This is a genomic window from Brevibacillus sp. LEMMJ03 (genome assembly GCF_007197875.1).
GTDB lineage: Bacteria > Bacillota > Bacilli > Brevibacillales > Brevibacillaceae > Brevibacillus > Brevibacillus thermoruber.
The window spans coordinates 197,719-214,973 of sequence record NZ_VKJN01000001.1; the positions used below are offsets into that span (position 1 = coordinate 197,719).

The following is a 17,255-nucleotide window of genomic DNA, read 5'->3' on the forward strand; positions in this document are numbered from 1 at the left end:
CTCAGACGAAGAAGAAGGCGGTGCCGAGGATCACGTAGACGGTCAGGAGGAGAACGCCTTCGTACCAGTTGGTGGCGCCGTCTTTGGTGATCGAAATGGTGATAAAGGTGGCGACGCCGATCGCGGCCAGCTCAAACGGCGTAAACACGATGTCCATGGGCTGCCCCAACAGCAGGCTGATAAGCACCAGCGTCGGCGCCACAAAGAGGGCGATCTGCAGGCTGGAGCCGATGGCGATCTCCACTGCCGCGCCGATCCGCCCCTTCATGGCCAGAAGCAGGGCAGCGCTGTGCTCGGCGGCGTTTCCGATAATGGCGATGACGAACGCACCGACAAACAGCTCCGACCACCCCAGCGAATGGGAGACCTGTTCGACGCTGTGGACCAGCCATTCGGAGACGATGGCGACGAAGACCGTGGACAGGGCGAGCATCAGGATGGAGACGCCTTTGGACCACACCGCTTCGCTCTCGTGCGGCTCGATGTCGGACAGGAATTCCCGGTGGGTCACCATGGAGAAGATCAGCCACAGCACATAGGCAAGGATCAGGACCACGGCGATCACAATGCTGAGCGTGCCGATCTCTGCAGGCGGAAGCTGCTGCATGAACACGGCGGGAATGAACAGGGCGACGATCGCCAGCATCATCAGCGAGCCGTTGTGGCCGGCCAGCTTGCTGTTGAACGTCTGTTCCTTGAATTTCAATCCGCCCAACAGCACGCTCAGCCCCAGCACCAGCAGCATGTTCCCGATAATGGCGCCGGTGATGGAGGCCTTGACCATGTCAAACAGCCCTTCCTTGACCAGGAAAAAGGCGATGATCAGCTCGGCTGCGTTGCCGAACGTGGCGTTGAGAAAACCGCCGATGCGGTCGCCGGCGTAATGGGCGACGCTCTCCGTCGATTTCCCCAGCCAGGCGGCGAGAAAAATGATGGCCAACGAGGCGGTCGCAAAGCGAAAAATCTCGTTGTCCGTAAAGTAGTGGGCGTACGCTGCCAACAGGAAGCTGCCCCCGACGAGGGAAAAGAACAGTCGCAGATTCATACGTTCACCTCAAAACCGATTTTACATTATGTACCACCATGATGCCGCGTACTCTAGTTTACCCGAATCGGATGCTCCAGTCACGAGAAAATCGAACCAGACGGGACGGGTATAGCCTGGCCTCATTGGCGGAAACTAACGGGTGAATCATCGTCTGAGGAGGTATCAGCATGGCAAAACCGTATCTGTGTCCCACATGCAAGTCGAACCGGATGAGGTTCACAGTCATTGAACAAACGCCCCGCTACTTTCGGCTCGACCCGCAGTCCGGCGACGTCGTGGCGGAGCTGTCGCCCGACGAACTGGACGTGTTTCACCAGCCGTACAAGGGGGAGCGCTTCCTGGTCCAATGCGGCGTGTGCGGCACGACGGAACAGGAGGAACGCTTTGTCAAAATGGCGGAGCACATGCAGGGACAGCGGCCGTAATGGACGGCGGGCAGACAGACAAACAGGCACGGAATATGACCGTGCCTGTTTTGCTTCCGGTTACCGGCAGAAAATATGTTTGCCGATTTTCTTGATCTGCGGCCGACTCCAGATCCAGGCGGACGTGGCCGTATCCGGGTTGAAGTAATAGATGGCGCCCCCGGAAGGGTCCCAGCCTTTCAACGCATCCTGAACAGCCTTTCTCGCCGTTTCGTTCGGCGTCAGCCAGATCTGGCCGTCCGCCACAGCCGTAAAGGCGCGCGGTTCAAAAATGACGCCGGCCGGCGTGTTGGGAAAGGACGGGTGACGCGTGCGGTTCAGGATGACGGCCGCCACCGCCACCTGTCCGACGTACGGTTCGCCGCGGGCCTCGCCGTAGACGGCGTTGGCCATCAGCCGGATGTCGTTCTCCGAGATGCCGTGGGCGTGGTAGGTGGGCGCTTTCGGCTTGGACGGTGTCTTGGCCGTCTGCGGCACACCCAGTTCTTCCGCGGTGGGACGCCAGTTTTTCGTCGCGTTGTACAATTTCAGCTTTGTCTTGGGCCCCAGCACCCCGTCTACTTTCAGGCCAAATTCGTACTGGAAGTTGCGCAGGGCCCAATACGTACGCCAACTGAACACCCCGTCCACTTTGCCGGTGTAAAACCCCAGGAATTTCAGCCGTCCCTGCATCTCGCGAACGTCCTTGCCCTGAGTCCCTACTTTGACGATCTGATTGCTGAACGCGTCGGAGCGCTTCGGAGAGACGAGCGCCGCCGAGGTGATGAGCAGCGCGATTGCCAGCACGGCCACCAGCCATTTGACAGGCTGTTTCATGATTCATCCTCCTTTTGATTCGCCTGATCCTGCCTACTAGGTTCTCCAATTTGGGACAGGTTTGGATAGTAAAATGATGGTAAAAACGGCATACTACGTTCAGACGCGAAAGGGGAGGATTCAGGATGCAAGTCGCTCAATACATCACTGAACAACTGGCCGCGTGGGGCGTCACCCGGATTTACGGCGTCGCCGGCGACGCGATTCTGCCCTGGCTGGACGCGCTGGGCAAGCAGCGGCAGATCCGCTATGTGGCCTGCCGCCACGAATCGGCCGCCGCCATGATGGCGTCCGCGGAAGCAAAACTGACGGGGAAACCGGCTGTCTGCACGACCACCAGCGGGCCGGGCACCATTCAGCTCTTGAACGGTTTGGCGGATGCCCAGACGGATCGGGCTCCGGTTGTGGCCATTACCGGACAGGTGGAGACGTACCGGCTGGGAGGAGAGTACAAGCAGTACGTGCCCCAGGAAGACGTCATGCGCCCGATCAGCCGGTACACGACGACGGTCGCCCATCCCGAAGCGATCGGCGCGGTGCTGAAGCGAGCGTTCGTCACGGCCGCGTCGCAGCAGGGCGTCGCCCATCTGGCGGTGTGCAAGGATGTCTTTTCCCGCACGACCGGCTGCCCGCTGATCCCCGCGCTGCCGCGGCAGGCGTCCGGCCTGCGGGCGGACAGAGGGGATGTGGAGCAGGCGGCGGAGTGGATGGGCCGCGCGAAAAAGCCGCTCATGCTGCTGGGGGTTGGCGCGCGCCGCGTCGCGGACGCGTGCCGGCGGCTGGCGGAGCAGGCGGGAGCGGGCGTGCTGGTCTCGCTGGGGGCCAAAGGCGTCGTAGAGGAATCCCATCCGCTGATGCTGGGCGGTCTGGGCGAAGGAGGGAGCAGAGCCGGACTGGACGCGCTGGCCGCAGCCGACCTGCTGGTGATTCTCGGTGCGAGCTGGTTCCCGCAGGCGTTTATCCCGGCCGGCGTGCCGGTCGTGCAGGTAGACCGGCTGCCGGAGGCGATCCACTTCCATCCCGACCTGTTTTCGGTGACGGCCGATCTGGAAGAGGTCCTGCCGCTCTGGATGCGCCGGCTGGAGAACAAGCGTCCCGACCCCGACTGGCTGGCCCGGGTGGAGCGGTGGCACGCCGCCTTTTGGCAGGAGACCGAACAGGCCGTCGCCGCCGGGCCCGACCAGCCGGTCACGCCGGAGGCGCTCATGCATGCGCTGTCCCGGGCCGTGGACGACGATGCCGTCATCACCCTGGACACCGGCGAACACACCATCTGGTTCAACCGCGCCTTTCGCGCCGTCCGTCAGCGTCCGCTTTTTTCCGGCAAGTGGCGGACGATGGGGTACGGCCTTCCCGCGGCGATTGCGGCCAAACTGAACCAGCCGGAGCGGCAGGTGGTCTGCGTGACGGGAGACGGCGGCCTGCAGATGTGCCTGTCCGAACTGATGACGGCCGTGGAGCAGAAGACAGCGTTTCCGCTGATTGTCGTCAACAACGGAACGCTGGGGCTGGAGGAATGGAAGATGACGCAAGCCGGCCTCGTCCCGTTCGGCACCCGCCTGCAAAACCCCGACTTCGTCCAGTGGGCCAGGGCCTGCGGCGTACCGGCACGATCCGTTCGGAGCAGGGGCGAACTGGCGTCCGCGCTGACCGAGGCGTGCGCGTCCGACCGTCTGACGCTTCTCGACGTGCACTGCACGCTTCCGACACTGACCGAGCGAAAACGAGAAATCCCCTTTCAAGCCCAAGCTTCCTCTGTTTATAATGAAAGAAAAATCTGAAAACCGAGCGCGGCCGCAGCCCTGGTGACGGAGAGAGGAAGGAGGGGGCGCCATGGAAGAAAGGCGCGGCGAAATCCGCGTGGCGGATCAAGTGGTGGCGGTGATCGCCGGAACGGCGGCTGGGGAGGTATCCGGCATCTCCGTGCACTCCGGCGGGCTGTATCAGGACCTGGCGAAACGAATCAGCGGCGGCACAAAAGGCATTACCGTGTCGCTTGCGGACGGAAGCATCCGCATCGAGATACGGGTGTCGGTCAAATACGGACTGCCGATCCATCACGTCTGCCGCCAGCTCCAGGAAAAAGTGAAGGAGATCGTCGAATCGCTGACCGGTTTGTTCGTGGAGGCCGTCCATGTCCACGTCGACGCGATCGATCTCACGTAAAAAACGACCTGTCGGCACACAGGTCGTTTTTTCCATTGGTTCGCCGTTTCCCTGAAGCATCAGGCGGAGTACGGCTGCTTTTGCAGTTGTTCGGCAATTTTTTGCCGGCTTACCTCCCGCGAGACGCTGAGCAGGATGCCTGTCGACACCAGGCTGACCAGGAGCGACGAGCCGCCGTAGCTGATGAACGGCAGGGTGACACCGGTCAGCGGAATCAGCCCGATGACGCCGCCGATGTTGATCAACGCCTGCAGCCCGATCATGCTGACGATGCCAATCCCGACCAGGCTGGCAAAGGTGTCTTTGACCCGCAGACAGATGTGAAGACCGCGCAGGAGGAACAGCAGGTAGACCAAGAGAAAGAGGGTGGCGCCGATAAAGCCCAGCTCTTCGGTGATGATCGCGAAGATAAAATCGGTATGGGCTTCCGGCAGGTACAGGTATTTCTGGATGCTTTTCCCAAAGCCGGTACCGGAGAACCCGCCGTGCGCGATGGCAATCCATGACTGGATGACTTGCAGGCCGCTGCCGCGAGGATCCTGCCACGGGTCCAAAAAGGAGGTGATCCGCTCCCAGGCGTGTTCCTTCGCGAGGATGTAGCTGATCAGGGCCAGCGACGTCACCGGAAATCCGATCAAAAACAGTTGGCCGATCCGCGCTCCGCCGCTGATCATGATGATGACGGCCGTCCCCAGCACGATCGCGGCCGACCCCAGGTCCGGCTGGGCCATGATCAGGACGAAAAACACCCCGGTCACCACGAGAGGCGGCATCAAGCCCGTTTTCAACCGGCGAATGCCCTCTCCCTTTTTGGTGACGATCGCCGCCAGGTATAGGATCAGACCCAGCTTGGCAAACTCCACCGGCTGAATCGTGGAGGAACCGATTCTGAACCAGGAACGGGCCCCGTTGTTGTAGTAGCCGATCCCGGGGATCAATACCAGCAGCAGGGCGAACAGGCTGATAAGCGCAATCAAGAGAAAGTTGCGCTTGTAAAAGGAAAAGGGGATGTTCATGGCGATGAGCATGCCAATGGTACCCACCACCAGCCACAGTGCCTGCCTTTTGACGAAGTACAGCTCGTCTCCATTGCAATACGTGCAGCCTTTTCCCATGAAGCTGGTCAGGGCGAAGATGGAGCTGGCGCTCAAGACCATCGTGATGCCGAATCCAACCAGCAGGGCGGTCAAAAGCAGCAGCAGGAAATCGGGGACGCCCCGTGTCTTCATAACGAAAACCCCCCTTGACGTGAAACAGAGAGGGGGTGCCTCTCTGTAGTCGTGTGCGCTCTTTTCAATTGGGCAGGAGCCGCATCAATAAGCGGACAGCTTCTCGTTCAGGACTTGCAGCTTCCGTTTGGCCGTCTGCACGACGGAATCCGGAATCGGGGAATCGTAATCCAGGCCGTGCGGGAACAGGTGCTTGCCCATGTACGGTTCTTCCAGCTTCAGCACGGCATGAGGATCTTCCAGTTTGCCTTCGGTCACGTTGGCTTCGATGCGCAGGTAATACACGTTGCCTTTATCGAGGATTTTGTAATCGTATGTAGCGTGGCGGTAATCCCAGGCGCCGCGGTTAAATCCGAGATCTTTCATGTAATGATCCAGATCGGTGAGCATGACTTCCTTGCCGCCGATTCCCGTATCCTTGATAACCATCGATTTTCCTCCTACAATTGGTAAGTTGTTCACTCCCTTATGATAGTCTGTTTTTGGATACAGCGCAATGGATAAGTCGTGCCTCAAGAATGATGACCCTGTTCCCATTATATGGTATAATCGGGTAACACAATAGGTGGGCTCCTCAAGGGTGGTCGGTTCATCCCCGATATCGGAAAGGGGGTGATACCATGACAGTATTCGAAGCACTAAGTCTAATGTTGGCGTTTGGGACTTTAGTCTTAATGCTGTCGTCTAGTAAAAAGAAGTAGACCTCCCTTGAGCTGAACAGCCAGGGGGTCTACACCCAGGAATGCAGAGCCGCCCCCCTTTTGGGGAACGTCTATTGTACTTTCGACCGTAGGGTGTTGCCCCACCCGGCGGTCTTTTTTTGCGCCCGTCCACGGCAAAAAGCCTGGGGGGCCGAACGTGAGATTGATGCCGTCTTTTGACAGCATCATGTTTCCATCTTATCACAATTCACAGGGTCATCTCCAGATGGAAATCACTCCGCTTGTCCCATTTTGTGCATGAAACGGAAGAGGGCCGGACACACTACAAACGTTACCAGCGACAAGGAGGAGAAGAAGATGGCAAAAGTGGAAAACCGCACGCTGCGCGAAATCATGACGAAAGACGTGGCGACTGTTACGCTTAAAGATAACGTCTACGAAGTGGCATGCAAAATGCGCGACTGGAATGTCGGCGTCATCCCCGTAGTGGATGAAAAGCAGGATGTGATCGGCGTCATCACCGACCGCGACATCGTCATTCGCGGGTTGGCCGAGAAGCGGGAAGGATCGGCTGCCGTGGAACAGGTGATGACCCGCGACATCATCCTGGGCCGGCCGGATATGACGGTGGACGAAGCGGCCAAAATCATGGCCCAGCATCAGATTCGCCGTCTGCCGGTGGTGGAGAACGGCAAGCTGGTGGGAATTGTCGCGCTGGGTGACATGGCGGTCCGCCAGGCGCACCACGACGAAGCCAGCGAAGCGCTGTACGAAATCTCCGAACAGGCGCCCCGCCACTGAGCGGCTGCCGGCGGATCGCGCAGCACGTCGCAGGGCACATGATACGCCGCCATGTAACGGCGGCAGGAGGACGTCTGTCCTGGGAATGGAACGGAAAGGCTGTCGGCGCGCGACCGGCAGCCTTTCCTTTTTTATATGGATAGGCGGGAATAGGCGGGAGCAGCCGTCCCGCTCGCCCGGCACGGTCCAATAACACCGCGGTCCTTTCCGCGGTCCTTTACCCGTCGCGGAACAGGGGCTGTACATTCACGCAGCGTCAAGGTTTACAATGGGGAGAGAATCGGAAAAAGGGGAGAACAGCGGCACATGCATATCAAGGAGATGGCCCGCCGCCTGCAAATCACGCCGCGGGCGATCCGTTTTTACGAAGAAAAGGGACTGGTCACGCCGAAAAAGGCGGACGGTTCCGGATACCGGCAGTTTACGGAGGAGGACGTGTGGCGCCTGCAAACCGTCATCACCCTGCGCGAGGTGGGCATGTCCATCGAAGACATCCGCCAACTGCTGCGGCAGTTGGACGAAGGGGAGGGCGGCCTCCTGCACTACCTGGAGCTGCAGCTTTCCTTCGTGTACGACCGCTGGGTGGAGCTGAGCAAGGTGATCCACACCACGGAGGCGATGATTGAGCGGGTGAAGCGGGATGGAGAAAGCGATCCCGCCTCCCTGTTTGAACTGGCGGAAGCCAGCAAACGGCTCCGCCTGGCGCGAAGCAACTGGGTGGACCGGTGGAATTTCAACCAGTTGGCGGCCGACTACGACCAAATGGTCACGGAATCGCGGGAAGGGTTTAATCCGCACGAACGATATGAACAAGTGCTCGACGCCCTGGTCGAGAAGGTCGCCCCCCAGCCGGGCGAAACCGGTCTTGACGCCGGGACGGGCACGAGGAATCTGGCCCGGCGGTTGAGGGAACGGGGAGCGACGATCTGCGCGTTCGACCAGTCGCCTGAGATGTTGAAGCGATGCAGGCAAAAAAATCCAGGGGTGGAGGCCAAGCTCGGCACGTTTTTCGCGTTTCCGTTTTTGGAAAGCCGCTTTGACTTCGTCGCCACCAGCTATGCGCTGCACCATTTGACCGACGAGCAGAAAGTGCTGGCGCTGGCGGAGTGCCGGCGCGTACTGAAACCGGCGGGGCGGTTGGCGATTGCCGATCTCATGTTCACGGACGCCGACCATCGCGCGCAGCACCTGGAGGCGCTGCGGCAGTCCGGCCAGACGGATGTCATCGAACGGATCGAGTACGAGTACTACGCCGACCGCTCGCGGCTGCTGGCCGCGCTGGAGGAACTGGGATTTCAGCCGGAAGCGGAACAGTTGACGACCTATGTTCACCTCGTTTTCGCCAGATTGACGTAAGCGACCCCCTGTCCCTGCCACTTTTGGGCTCATCCAGCCACTGACACCCGTCTAGTCAGTTGCATAGGCTGTAGCGAGAAGGAAAGGGGGACTCCACCATGGGTTTTCTGGATGGTTTTTTTGACCGGGAGAACGATGATTTCTTGTGGATTATCATCGTCGTGGTGATCTTGCTGTTTTTGTTCAGCGACCGGGATTGAACATCCTCGACAAAACGACCTGCCTGCTGGGTCGTTTTTGTGTTTTCCCTCCCGGCCGCCGTCATGCCGGTTGACCTCTTCGGGCCGATCGGCTACGCTGGTAAACAGCGCAGCGAGAAAAGGAGAGAACACCGATGAAGAACATCATCCATTGGCTGATCGCCCTGTCCCTCCTGCTGACCGCCTGTGCGGCCGAGGATCAGCCGCGTCCCAACGGCGAGATGACAGCGGTCGTCAAGCGCGTGGTGGACGGGGACACGTTTGAGATTGCGAGCGGGGAAAAAGTGCGGATGATCGGCGTCGACACGCCCGAGACGGTCAAGCCCAACCACCCCGTGGAACCATACGGAAAGGAAGCGAGCAACTTCAGCAAGAAGCTGCTGACGGGGCAGACGGTCACGCTCAAGTTTGACGTCGAACCCCGCGACCGATACGGCCGGCTGCTGGCGTATGTGTACATGGCGGACGGCACGTTTGTCAACGAGAAACTGGTCCGGGACGGATACGCGCGAATCATGACCATCCCGCCCAACGTGGCTTACGCCGATCTGTTTCTGGAAGCGGAGCGGGACGCGCGGGAACACAACCGAGGACTGTGGGGACTGTCCGATGCCCGGAACCCATCGAAATCGAAAGAAGGCGATAACGCCAAGGAAAACAATGAAGCGAAACAGGCGGAGAGCGCGCAGGAGACCCCGCCGCCGGGCAAGCCGATCAAGGGCAACATCAATGCCAAAGGGGAGAAAATCTATCACGTGCCCGGATCGCCCAACTATGAACGGACGAAAGCGGAGGTCTGGTTCGCCACGGAAGAAGAGGCCAAGGCAGCGGGATTCCGCCCGCCCAAGCGGTAGCTGCCGATCAGCAGGCGCAAACGAATGAAGCGGCTCCGGTTCGGGAACACTGGTGTGTGACTGGATGTGGAAAGGAGTGTCCCGATGAAGGCCCAACGACTGATTTCCCGCCTGCTTTTGCTGATCGGGGCGGCCGCGTGCATCGAACTGTTTGTCTATGCAAGCCGCGATGCGGAAACCAAGGCGCCGGTCGAAGCCGTTCACGACCATCACCATCCCCCCACGCTGGACGTGTCCCATACGCTCAAACAGGACGACCTGCATTTGAAGCTGAACGTGACCGGCTTCACCTTTTCCGTGGAGAACATGGGGAAGGACAACCGGTACGGTGAAGGGCACGTCCATCTCTACCTGGACGGGAACAAGGTGGCCAAAATCTTTGAACCGCAGTACGTGTTGAAAGACATTCCCCCGGGCCGGCACGAAGTCGTGGTGGAACTGGCGCACAACAACCACGAATCGTACGGCGTGCAGCAGAAGCTGCAGATCGACGTCAAGCCGTAACCCGGCCGGCGTCAAACCGGGAGTGGCAGTCCGGAAAAGCGGAGCGCATCCGAGGCGGACTGCATACAAAAAGCCGACCCCCATCCCGTATTGGCGGGACAAGCATGGGCCGGCTTTCCTGTGTCGCAAAGAGGGGCAGGCTGGTTGCCGGCCCCTCTGTCGCGTCAAGAGATCGTTACCTGCACCTGGGCCTGCGCGTCGGGAAGCGCGACAACCAGGGTCGGATAGGAAATTACCTGTGTCTTCATCGCGCCGGCGGCCGGTTTTTGTTCACGGACGTGGATGACAAATCCGTGCGCGCCGGTGCGCTGCACCCGCTCGGCCACCAGACGGTAGCCGCCGGTCGGGCGCTGCCCGACACCGATGACGACATAGGTCTTGCCGTCGGCGCGGACGACGGTGTGACCGCCGCTTTTCCGCACCTGGTTCAGGGCGTCCCGGACGGTTGGCGGGTAGGGGGCGGAGACGGTTTCAAACGCGTCCGCCCTTTCCACGGAGACGGCAGATGGGGTAGGATGATCTATAGAAAACGGCTGTCCCGCCGGAATCGACAGGGCGGCAGTCAGAAGCAAACTGTACAATGCGTGCAACACGGCGATATCCCTCCATGATGATTGTAGGTTGACGACCATGTGGCAAATAACGGCGAAAGCGGGGTGACAAGCGTGCGTGTGCAGCAATGCGTCGAATACCTTTCCCACTCGACCCGGCAAGCGATGCGGGACGAGCACGAAAAGCGACTGGGCATCCGCGACGAACGGGACGTGCACGTCCGCCTGGCCGATCCGGCCTTTGCCGCGGAAGTGTGGAAGCAGGCCAGCGAACCCGAGCGGCAGGCGATCCGGCTGTTCGTCACCTCTTCCGCCAGAGGGTTTTTCCGGAAGAGAGAGTGGGATCGGCTCAGCGCCAAAAACCACCGGCATCTGGCCGTCGGATTGAACAGACTGCGCAGGCTCGGCCTGGTGCTTACCGTTCGCAAGATGTGGAGCGAGATCGGTTATCTGATGCCCCGTGAAGTGCGGGAGCATCTGACCTGCTGCCTGCTGCCGGAGGCGGAATCCCCTTCTCCGGCGCCAAAAACGCTCCCTTATTATATAACAGCGGGACGGGGGTTACATCTGGATCTTTTTGCCGTCCTGCTGTTCATTCGCGACAACGACGTGCCGCTGACGCAAAAAGGCGGCCTTCACCGCCGGGTCCGGCAAAAGATGGCAGCGCTGCTGTCGCTGGACAGAAGCCATGTAGACGGATGGAAACTGCCGCCGCTTGCCGATGAGGAACCGGACGGGCTGCCGTTGGACGTGGTGCTGGACGTGGCGCTGCGCCTCGGGCTTGTCCGTCCGCAGGAGAAACGGCTCGTCCTGGCGGAGCGCCGCGTGCTCCAATGGCTGGACATGACACCGGAACAGAGTTGGGAACAACTGTACGAGCTGGCAGCCGAGCAGTACCTGCCTCACGAAGGCTGGTGGGACGCGCTGGCCTTGTGGATGAAGCGTTCCCCGCTGGAACAGTGGCACTCGCTCGACAGCATGCTGCGGAGCTTGGCGGAGGCCGGATTTGCCCTGCCGGACGAGGCGAAGCGGCGGGTGGTCGACGAGTGGCTCCATCTGCTGCTGGGCTTCGGCTGGATTCAGCTCGGCACCGCGGCCGACGGAGCACTATACTGGCGATGGAACAGCCTGCCCCGCCTACCCCGGGAAGAAGGGTGGTTTGTCGATCCCGCCGGGGGCATCACCATACCGCCGCTCGTTCCGCTGCAGGCGGTCTGGGCGTTGAGCCGGTTCTGCCCGCTGGCGTTTGACGGGGACCTGCTGCGCGGCGAACTGCAGGCCAAACCGCTGCAGGCGTTTCTGGCTGCAGGCGGAACGGAGCGGCAGGCGGTGGAGACGCTGCGCCAGTCCTGTGCCCACCCGCTGCCGGAAGCGGTCGGGCAGTTGATCGCGATGTGGGGGAAAAACGCGCGGCAAATCCAACTGGAACCGCTGGTCCGGGTGCGGACCGCCCACCCCGGCCTGCTGGAGGAGCTGCGGCAGATCGAAGCATTCCAGCCGTACCTGCAGATGGTCATTTCCCCGACCGATTTCCTCGTGACGCCGGCGCAGGAGGCGAACCTCCTGGCCCTGTTTCGGGCGTACGGCTACGAGCCGCAGGCGGGTGCGCCGATGCGCGAGGAGAGGGAAGCGGCTGATTCGACAGAGGATGTGCCGGCTGCCGGTCTCTTTACCGTGGACCGACCCTGGGACGGGTACGCGGTGGAAAACACCTTTCCCGACCAGTGGGAAGGCATGCCCCAGGCGGCCGCTCTGCCCAAAATGTGGACGCAGCATTTCCAGTCCTACCATCCCCAAACCCTGCGCGATCTGCTGCAGCGGGCCCGCGAGCTGGAACTGGAGGTTCAGCTTCGTCTCAGCGGCGGCCAGATGTGGGAAGGCATTCCCCGGCAGGTGGCCGTGGAGATGGGGTACTGGCATCTGACCTTAGAGGAGCGCAGCGGAAAAAGGCGCTGCCGGCTGGACGAGATCGACCGCGTGCGCATTCTCCTGCCGGATTATCTGTACTAGCCGGATTGTTTCGTGGTACAATGCAAGATAAGGGCTTTCAAGAAAGGGGGTCTCGCTGTATGGAAGCATTGGAAACGGTGGACATGGCCCAGCTCATCCTGCATTCACACGAGCTGTCCACGATGATCAACCATTCGCGCGAGGTCTCGGAGTACATCCACGCCAAGCAGCGGATGGAAGCGGACGAGGAGGCGCAGCGGCTGCTCGCGCTGTTCGAACGCAAAAAGGCCCAGTACGAAGATGTTCAGCGGTTCGGGAAATACCATCCCGACTACGATCAGATATCCAAGGAGGTCCGCGAGTTAAAGCGGTCCATCGAGATGCTGGATTCCGTCCAGGCGTTCAAGCGGGCGGAGGACAACCTGGACCGTCTGCTGTACCAGGTGGGGCGAACCATCGCCGACGCGGTCTCGGAGACGATCAAGGTCCCCAGCAACAACCCGTTTTTGGAGGCGAAAAGCAGCGGCTGCGGCAGCGGAGGAAGCTGCGGGTGCAGCGTGAAAAAACGCTCATGACCGCGGCTGCCTGAGAAGAAAGCAGTCTTCGCACAGGTTCCCGCAGCAGAACTGCTTCTCCTGCGGCACGAGGAAGCGAAAGCGAAAGACGTGCTGCAGACCGGCGGAGCGCACGTAGACGCACTCCGGTTTCAGCTTCGTGTCCGCCGTGATCCGTTCACCCGTCGCCAACAGCCGCTCGGCCAGTTGGGAGGCGGGGAGCGGACTCGCTACATAGAAAAAGCGTTGGCCGGCGAACACGCGCCAGCACGCTTGATCGGCGAAGTCCTGCTGCAGGATCGCGGCCGTAAGCTGTTGGTAGTACGTGTCCAGGAGCATGTGCCATCCCTCGCTTCCAGGAGTCTCCCAAGGGGGACAAAACCGCGCAACGCGTCTGTTACGAATGATTATATCACGTTCGGGAAGGAGATCGACGACCAGCATGAGAGAACGACGTCTTGGGGTCGCCGTGTGGGTGAAAAACACGCGTGCCGCCAAAAATTTACGCAAATTTGGCACCATTCACTACATCTCCAAGCGGCTAAACTACGTGTCGATGTACGTCGATGCCAATCAGATCGACGAAACGATCCGCATGATGGAAAAGCTGCATTTCGTCACGAAAATCGAGCGGTCCCACCGACACGAGATTCCGATCGAGTACAACAACGCCAAGCCGGACAAGGCGAAAGAATACGATTACAAACAGGAGAAGAGCCAGCTCATGGCCCTGGCGGAAACCTTGCAAAGCGAAGATGGACTGGTGCCGACAGGCGCTTCGACAGAAAACGTCCGTTAAGCTGCCACATTTCGGCAGCTTTTTTGCTTTTGCTGGTCGGAGCGGCATGATATGCTGTAAGAAATGGAAAATGAAATGGAAATGGAAAGCGAAACTGACAATGACAGCGTTTACAGAAGGGCGGGTGCGTACATGATTCACCTGGATATCAACTGCGACATGGCGGAAGGGTTCGGCCGCGGACGGCAATCGGAGGACCTGGGCATCATGAAGTGGATTACGTCCGTTAACGTCGCCTGCGGCCTGCATGCGGGCGATCCCCACATCATCTGCAGAACGGTAGAAGCGGCGCTCCGGCACGGGGTAAAAATCGGCGCGCATCCGGGCTATCCCGACGTGCAGGGGTTCGGCCGCCGTTCCATGAACCTCTCGGCGCGGGAGGTGTACGAACTGGTGCTGTATCAGGTGGCCGCCCTGTCCGGTGTGACGAAGGCGCTGGGAGGGAGCCTGCATCACGTGAAACTGCACGGGGCGCTGTACAACGAGGCGGCCGAGCAGCCGGAGCTGGCCGAGGCGGTGGTGCAGGCGATCGGCGATATCGACGGTGACCTCATCCTCTACGCCTTGTCGGGCAGCAAACTGGTGGAGATCGGGCTGGAATACGGCCTGCAGGTGGCGGAAGAGGTGTTTGCCGACCGCGCGTATCTGCCAAACGGCAGGTTGGCTCCGCGCGAACTGGAGGGCAGCGTGCTGATCAGCAAGGAAGAGCAGATGCAGCAGACGAGGCAGCTCGTTCTGGAACAGACGGTGCAAACCGTCGACGGGAGCGTCATCGCGCTGGCTGCGGACACGCTCTGCGTACACGCCGAAAGCCCCGACCTGCTGCCGTTTCTCACCGAACTCCACCGCTGGGCCAAACAGCATGACGTGAAAATCGAACCGTTCAGTGCCAAATAACGAAGGGAACGAAAGAAAAAGCCGTGCCGTCCCGGCCGCCATCGAAAAGGCGGCGGGGATGCGGCACGGCTTTTGTCGTGTCCGTCCAGCTCCACATGGCGGATCAGCTCCTCCCTCCCGAGGATTCGCGCTCGATCCCGGCGTGGAGGGACGTCCTGTTTGACGGCTGAAGATGCTGGGGGTGAACCTGGCCGTTCTCCGTCACGAGGATCACGTCGCCCAGCCTTTCCGCCTCTTCGCGGTCGTGCGTGACCAGGAGAAACGGAATGCGCCACATCTCGTGCAGCCGGAGCAGTTCATCCTGGCACTGGCGGCGTGTGTCTGCGTCCAGGGCGGACAGCGGCTCGTCCAGGAGCAGGATGTCCGGTTCCGTGGCCAGCGCCCGCACCAGCGCGACTCGCTGTTTTTGCCCGCCGGACAGTTGGTGCGGGTATTTGTCCAGCAGCCGGTCGATCCCGACGGAGGCGAGCAGTTCGTCAAGCCGCAGGTTGGTTCCCTTTTTCATCCCGTAGCGGATGTTTTGTTCCACTGTCATATGCGGAAACAGGGCGTAGTCCTGGAAGAGATAGCCCACGTTGCGCCGCTGCGGCGGCAGGGCCTTTTTCGGATGGCCGTCGAAAAAGACGGTGTCGGACAGCCGGATCAGGCCGGCGTCGGGATGGGTCAATCCCGCCACACAGTTCAAAATGGTGGTCTTGCCCGAACCGGAAGGGCCGAACAGGACGACAATCTCGTCTTTCGCCGTAAACCGCGCGTGCAGGACGTAGTCGGGCAGCCGTTTTTGAATGTCGACATACAGCATGGTCATTCTCCCGCCTCATTTCGTGTTGGCAAACCGGCGGACGCTGCGTCGGCTCCACCAGTTCAGCCACATCGTCGTCCCCATGCCCAGCGAGACGATCACGATGACCCAAAAGAGCGCCTTGTCCATCTGGCCGGCTTCCACGGCGAAATAGATGGCGACGGGGATCGTGTCGGTCTTGCCGGGAATGTATCCCGCCAGCATCAGTGTCGCGCCGAACTCCCCCAGTCCCCGGGCGAACGAGAGCACGAATCCGGCCAACAGCCCCGGCCAGGCAAGCGGAAAGGAAATCGTCCAGAAGACGCGCCACTCCGAGGCCCCCATCGTCCGGGCGGCGTCTTCGTACCGCCGGTCGATCCCGCTGAAGGCGGCGGCGGCACTCTGATACATCAACGGAAACGACACGACCACGGAAGCGATCACGGCGCCGGTCAGCGAAAAGACGACCTGGACCCCGAACCACTCCGACAGCCACTTGCCCAACATCCCGTTCTTTCCGAATAAAAGCAGGAGGCCAAACCCGACGACGGTGGGCGGCAGCACCAGCGGCAGCAGCAGAAACGACTCCAGTACGTGCTTGCCCCAGAAGTGCTTTCGCGTCAGGAAGCGGGCGATCAGCAGACCGGCGACGAATACGATGGAGGTGGAGACGGCGGCCACTTTCAGCGACAGCAGCAGGGGTGTCAGATCGGGATGATTCATGTGTCCGCCTCCTGTTCTTTTCCCTTATCACGAAATCCGTACGTTTGCAGAATCGCCTTGCCTTTTTCGCTGGTCAAGTACTCGAGAAATGCCTTGGCGGTGTCCGCCTGACGGGAGGCGGCGACGACGGCGCCCGGATAGACGATCGGTTTGTGCCATTCCGGTTTGGCTGTGGCGATCACCTTCACCTTGGGCGAAATGGCGGCATCGCTCGCGTAGACGATGCCGGCGTCGGCGTTGCCCGACTCGACGTAGGTCAGGACCTGGCGCACGTCGCTGGCAAAGACCAGCTTGCCCGACAGGCTGTCCCACAGCTTCAGGTGTTCGAGCGTTTCTTTGGCGTAGCGGCCGGCCGGGACGCTCTCCGGTTCGCCGACGGCGAGATGCTTGACGGCGTCTCCGCCCAGTTCTTCAAAGGACGCAAGCGCCAGTGGGCTGGAACCGGCCGTGATCAGAACGAGCTCGTTTTTGGCAAAGTCAAGGCGCGTGTCCTTGGCAATCAACTGTTTCTCTTCCAGTCTGTCCATATCCTGTTTGCTGGCGGACAAAAAGACGTCGGCGGGAGCGCCCTGCTCGATTTGCGAGGCCAGCTTGCCGGAACTGCCGAAGTTGTAGGTGACCGTCACTCCGGGGTGTTCGCGCTCAAACGCGGACTTCAGGTCATTCAGCGCGTCGGTCAGGCTGGCGGCGGCCGAGACCATCAGCGTCGTTTCCGCCGGCTTGGCCGGCTGCTGCTGCGGGGCGGTTTGCTGGTCGGATGGCGCCTGTGCACCACAACCGGCGGCACACAGCATGCTGAGCGCCGCGAAGAGTGCAGTCAATTGTTTTCGCATGATAAGTCCTCCTGAGTTCTGTTTTGTTATATGTAGTAATAATTAGTTATAATTAGATTATCTGAATTCGTTCGTTTCATCAATTGCAAAAGTGCGAATGGTGAAC

At 60.5% G+C, this 17,255-nt stretch carries 21 protein-coding genes; 12 read left to right on the forward strand and 9 right to left on the reverse strand.

Annotated elements, in window-relative coordinates; translation table 11 throughout:
• Position 1 precedes the first annotated feature (1 nt).
• A complete protein-coding gene (gene cax, locus FOI68_RS00915) occupies positions 2-1,045 on the reverse strand; it encodes a calcium/proton exchanger (protein WP_035297997.1) in 1,044 nt (347 codons plus the stop codon).
• A 170-nt stretch (positions 1,046-1,215) separates the two neighbouring features.
• Here cax and FOI68_RS00920 point away from each other — a divergent pair, with 170 nt between their 5' ends.
• On the forward strand, positions 1,216-1,473 hold the full coding sequence (locus FOI68_RS00920; protein WP_044900230.1) for a hypothetical protein: 258 nt from the start codon (positions 1,216-1,218) through the stop codon (positions 1,471-1,473).
• Positions 1,474-1,533: 60 nt separating this feature from the next.
• Here FOI68_RS00920 and sleB read toward each other — a convergent pair whose 3' ends face one another.
• A complete protein-coding gene (gene sleB, locus FOI68_RS00925) occupies positions 1,534-2,289 on the reverse strand; it encodes a spore cortex-lytic enzyme (protein WP_029099411.1) in 756 nt (251 codons plus the stop codon).
• A gap of 125 nt (positions 2,290-2,414) precedes the next feature.
• On the opposite strand from sleB, the gene FOI68_RS00930 reads away from it, so the two are divergent.
• Together FOI68_RS00930 and FOI68_RS00935 are read left to right on the forward strand one after the other, a co-directional pair.
• Entirely contained in the window at positions 2,415-4,070 is a 1,656-nt protein-coding gene (locus tag FOI68_RS00930; protein WP_143862090.1) for a thiamine pyrophosphate-binding protein, read from the forward strand.
• A 52-nt stretch (positions 4,071-4,122) separates the two neighbouring features.
• Positions 4,123-4,455: an Asp23/Gls24 family envelope stress response protein gene (locus FOI68_RS00935; RefSeq protein WP_029099413.1), complete on the forward strand. Its 333-nt coding sequence runs from the start codon at positions 4,123-4,125 to the stop codon at positions 4,453-4,455.
• Between the two features lie 59 nt (positions 4,456-4,514).
• Here FOI68_RS00935 and ftsW read toward each other — a convergent pair whose 3' ends face one another.
• Positions 4,515-5,684: a putative lipid II flippase FtsW gene (ftsW, locus tag FOI68_RS00940; RefSeq protein WP_143862091.1), complete on the reverse strand. Its 1,170-nt coding sequence runs from the start codon at positions 5,682-5,684 to the stop codon at positions 4,515-4,517.
• 84 nt (positions 5,685-5,768) lie between these two features.
• The gene (locus tag FOI68_RS00945; protein WP_029099415.1) at positions 5,769-6,113 is read right to left on the reverse strand and encodes a YugN family protein; all 345 of its coding nucleotides are present in this window, start codon (positions 6,111-6,113) and stop codon (positions 5,769-5,771) included.
• 191 nt (positions 6,114-6,304) lie between these two features.
• On the opposite strand from FOI68_RS00945, the gene FOI68_RS24205 reads away from it, so the two are divergent.
• From FOI68_RS24205 to FOI68_RS00965, 5 genes are all read left to right on the forward strand, one after another.
• Positions 6,305-6,385: a putative holin-like toxin gene (locus FOI68_RS24205; protein WP_171565708.1), complete on the forward strand. Its 81-nt coding sequence runs from the start codon at positions 6,305-6,307 to the stop codon at positions 6,383-6,385.
• 318 nt (positions 6,386-6,703) lie between these two features.
• Positions 6,704-7,147 (forward strand): CBS domain-containing protein, encoded by a 444-nt coding sequence (locus tag FOI68_RS00950; protein WP_029099416.1) that lies wholly within the window; start codon positions 6,704-6,706, stop codon positions 7,145-7,147.
• A gap of 306 nt (positions 7,148-7,453) precedes the next feature.
• Positions 7,454-8,503: a MerR family transcriptional regulator gene (locus tag FOI68_RS00955; protein WP_143862092.1), complete on the forward strand. Its 1,050-nt coding sequence runs from the start codon at positions 7,454-7,456 to the stop codon at positions 8,501-8,503.
• A 334-nt stretch (positions 8,504-8,837) separates the two neighbouring features.
• Positions 8,838-9,557 (forward strand): thermonuclease family protein, encoded by a 720-nt coding sequence (locus FOI68_RS00960; protein ID WP_143862093.1) that lies wholly within the window; start codon positions 8,838-8,840, stop codon positions 9,555-9,557.
• A gap of 84 nt (positions 9,558-9,641) precedes the next feature.
• Positions 9,642-10,061, forward strand: a complete 420-nt coding sequence (locus tag FOI68_RS00965; RefSeq protein ID WP_029099419.1) for a hypothetical protein — start codon at positions 9,642-9,644, stop codon at positions 10,059-10,061.
• A gap of 164 nt (positions 10,062-10,225) precedes the next feature.
• Here FOI68_RS00965 and FOI68_RS00970 read toward each other — a convergent pair whose 3' ends face one another.
• Positions 10,226-10,654, reverse strand: a complete 429-nt coding sequence (locus FOI68_RS00970; protein ID WP_044900237.1) for a protease complex subunit PrcB family protein — start codon at positions 10,652-10,654, stop codon at positions 10,226-10,228.
• A 72-nt stretch (positions 10,655-10,726) separates the two neighbouring features.
• Here FOI68_RS00970 and FOI68_RS00975 point away from each other — a divergent pair, with 72 nt between their 5' ends.
• A complete protein-coding gene (locus tag FOI68_RS00975) occupies positions 10,727-12,622 on the forward strand; it encodes a hypothetical protein (RefSeq protein WP_143862094.1) in 1,896 nt (631 codons plus the stop codon).
• Between the two features lie 59 nt (positions 12,623-12,681).
• The gene (locus tag FOI68_RS00980; RefSeq protein ID WP_029099422.1) at positions 12,682-13,137 is read left to right on the forward strand and encodes a YlbF/YmcA family competence regulator; all 456 of its coding nucleotides are present in this window, start codon (positions 12,682-12,684) and stop codon (positions 13,135-13,137) included.
• On the opposite strand, the gene FOI68_RS00985 is transcribed toward FOI68_RS00980, so the two are convergent.
• Positions 13,132-13,455 (reverse strand): hypothetical protein, encoded by a 324-nt coding sequence (locus FOI68_RS00985; RefSeq protein ID WP_143862095.1) that lies wholly within the window; start codon positions 13,453-13,455, stop codon positions 13,132-13,134. The two genes, FOI68_RS00980 and FOI68_RS00985, sit on opposite strands and share 6 nt — an antisense overlap.
• A 103-nt stretch (positions 13,456-13,558) precedes the next feature.
• Here FOI68_RS00985 and FOI68_RS00990 point away from each other — a divergent pair, with 103 nt between their 5' ends.
• Positions 13,559-13,915 (forward strand): YlbG family protein, encoded by a 357-nt coding sequence (locus FOI68_RS00990; RefSeq protein WP_029099424.1) that lies wholly within the window; start codon positions 13,559-13,561, stop codon positions 13,913-13,915.
• 132 nt (positions 13,916-14,047) lie between these two features.
• Positions 14,048-14,812 carry a LamB/YcsF family protein gene (locus FOI68_RS00995; protein WP_029099425.1) on the forward strand — a complete coding sequence of 255 codons (765 nt, stop codon included), beginning with the start codon at positions 14,048-14,050 and terminating at the stop codon, positions 14,810-14,812.
• A 103-nt stretch (positions 14,813-14,915) separates the two neighbouring features.
• On the opposite strand, the gene FOI68_RS01000 is transcribed toward FOI68_RS00995, so the two are convergent.
• Genes FOI68_RS01000 through modA form a run of 3 tightly spaced genes read right to left on the reverse strand, consistent with a single transcriptional unit; the run spans position 14,916 to position 17,149 of the window.
• Positions 14,916-15,614 (reverse strand): ATP-binding cassette domain-containing protein, encoded by a 699-nt coding sequence (locus FOI68_RS01000; RefSeq protein ID WP_143862237.1) that lies wholly within the window; start codon positions 15,612-15,614, stop codon positions 14,916-14,918.
• Between the two features lie 15 nt (positions 15,615-15,629).
• A complete protein-coding gene (modB, locus tag FOI68_RS01005) occupies positions 15,630-16,316 on the reverse strand; it encodes a molybdate ABC transporter permease subunit (RefSeq protein ID WP_143862096.1) in 687 nt (228 codons plus the stop codon).
• Positions 16,313-17,149, reverse strand: coding sequence for a molybdate ABC transporter substrate-binding protein (gene modA, locus FOI68_RS01010; RefSeq protein WP_143862097.1), 837 nt, complete (start codon positions 17,147-17,149; stop codon positions 16,313-16,315). The genes modB and modA overlap by 4 nt, the downstream gene beginning before the upstream one ends.
• Between the last annotated feature and the right edge of the window lie 106 nt (positions 17,150-17,255).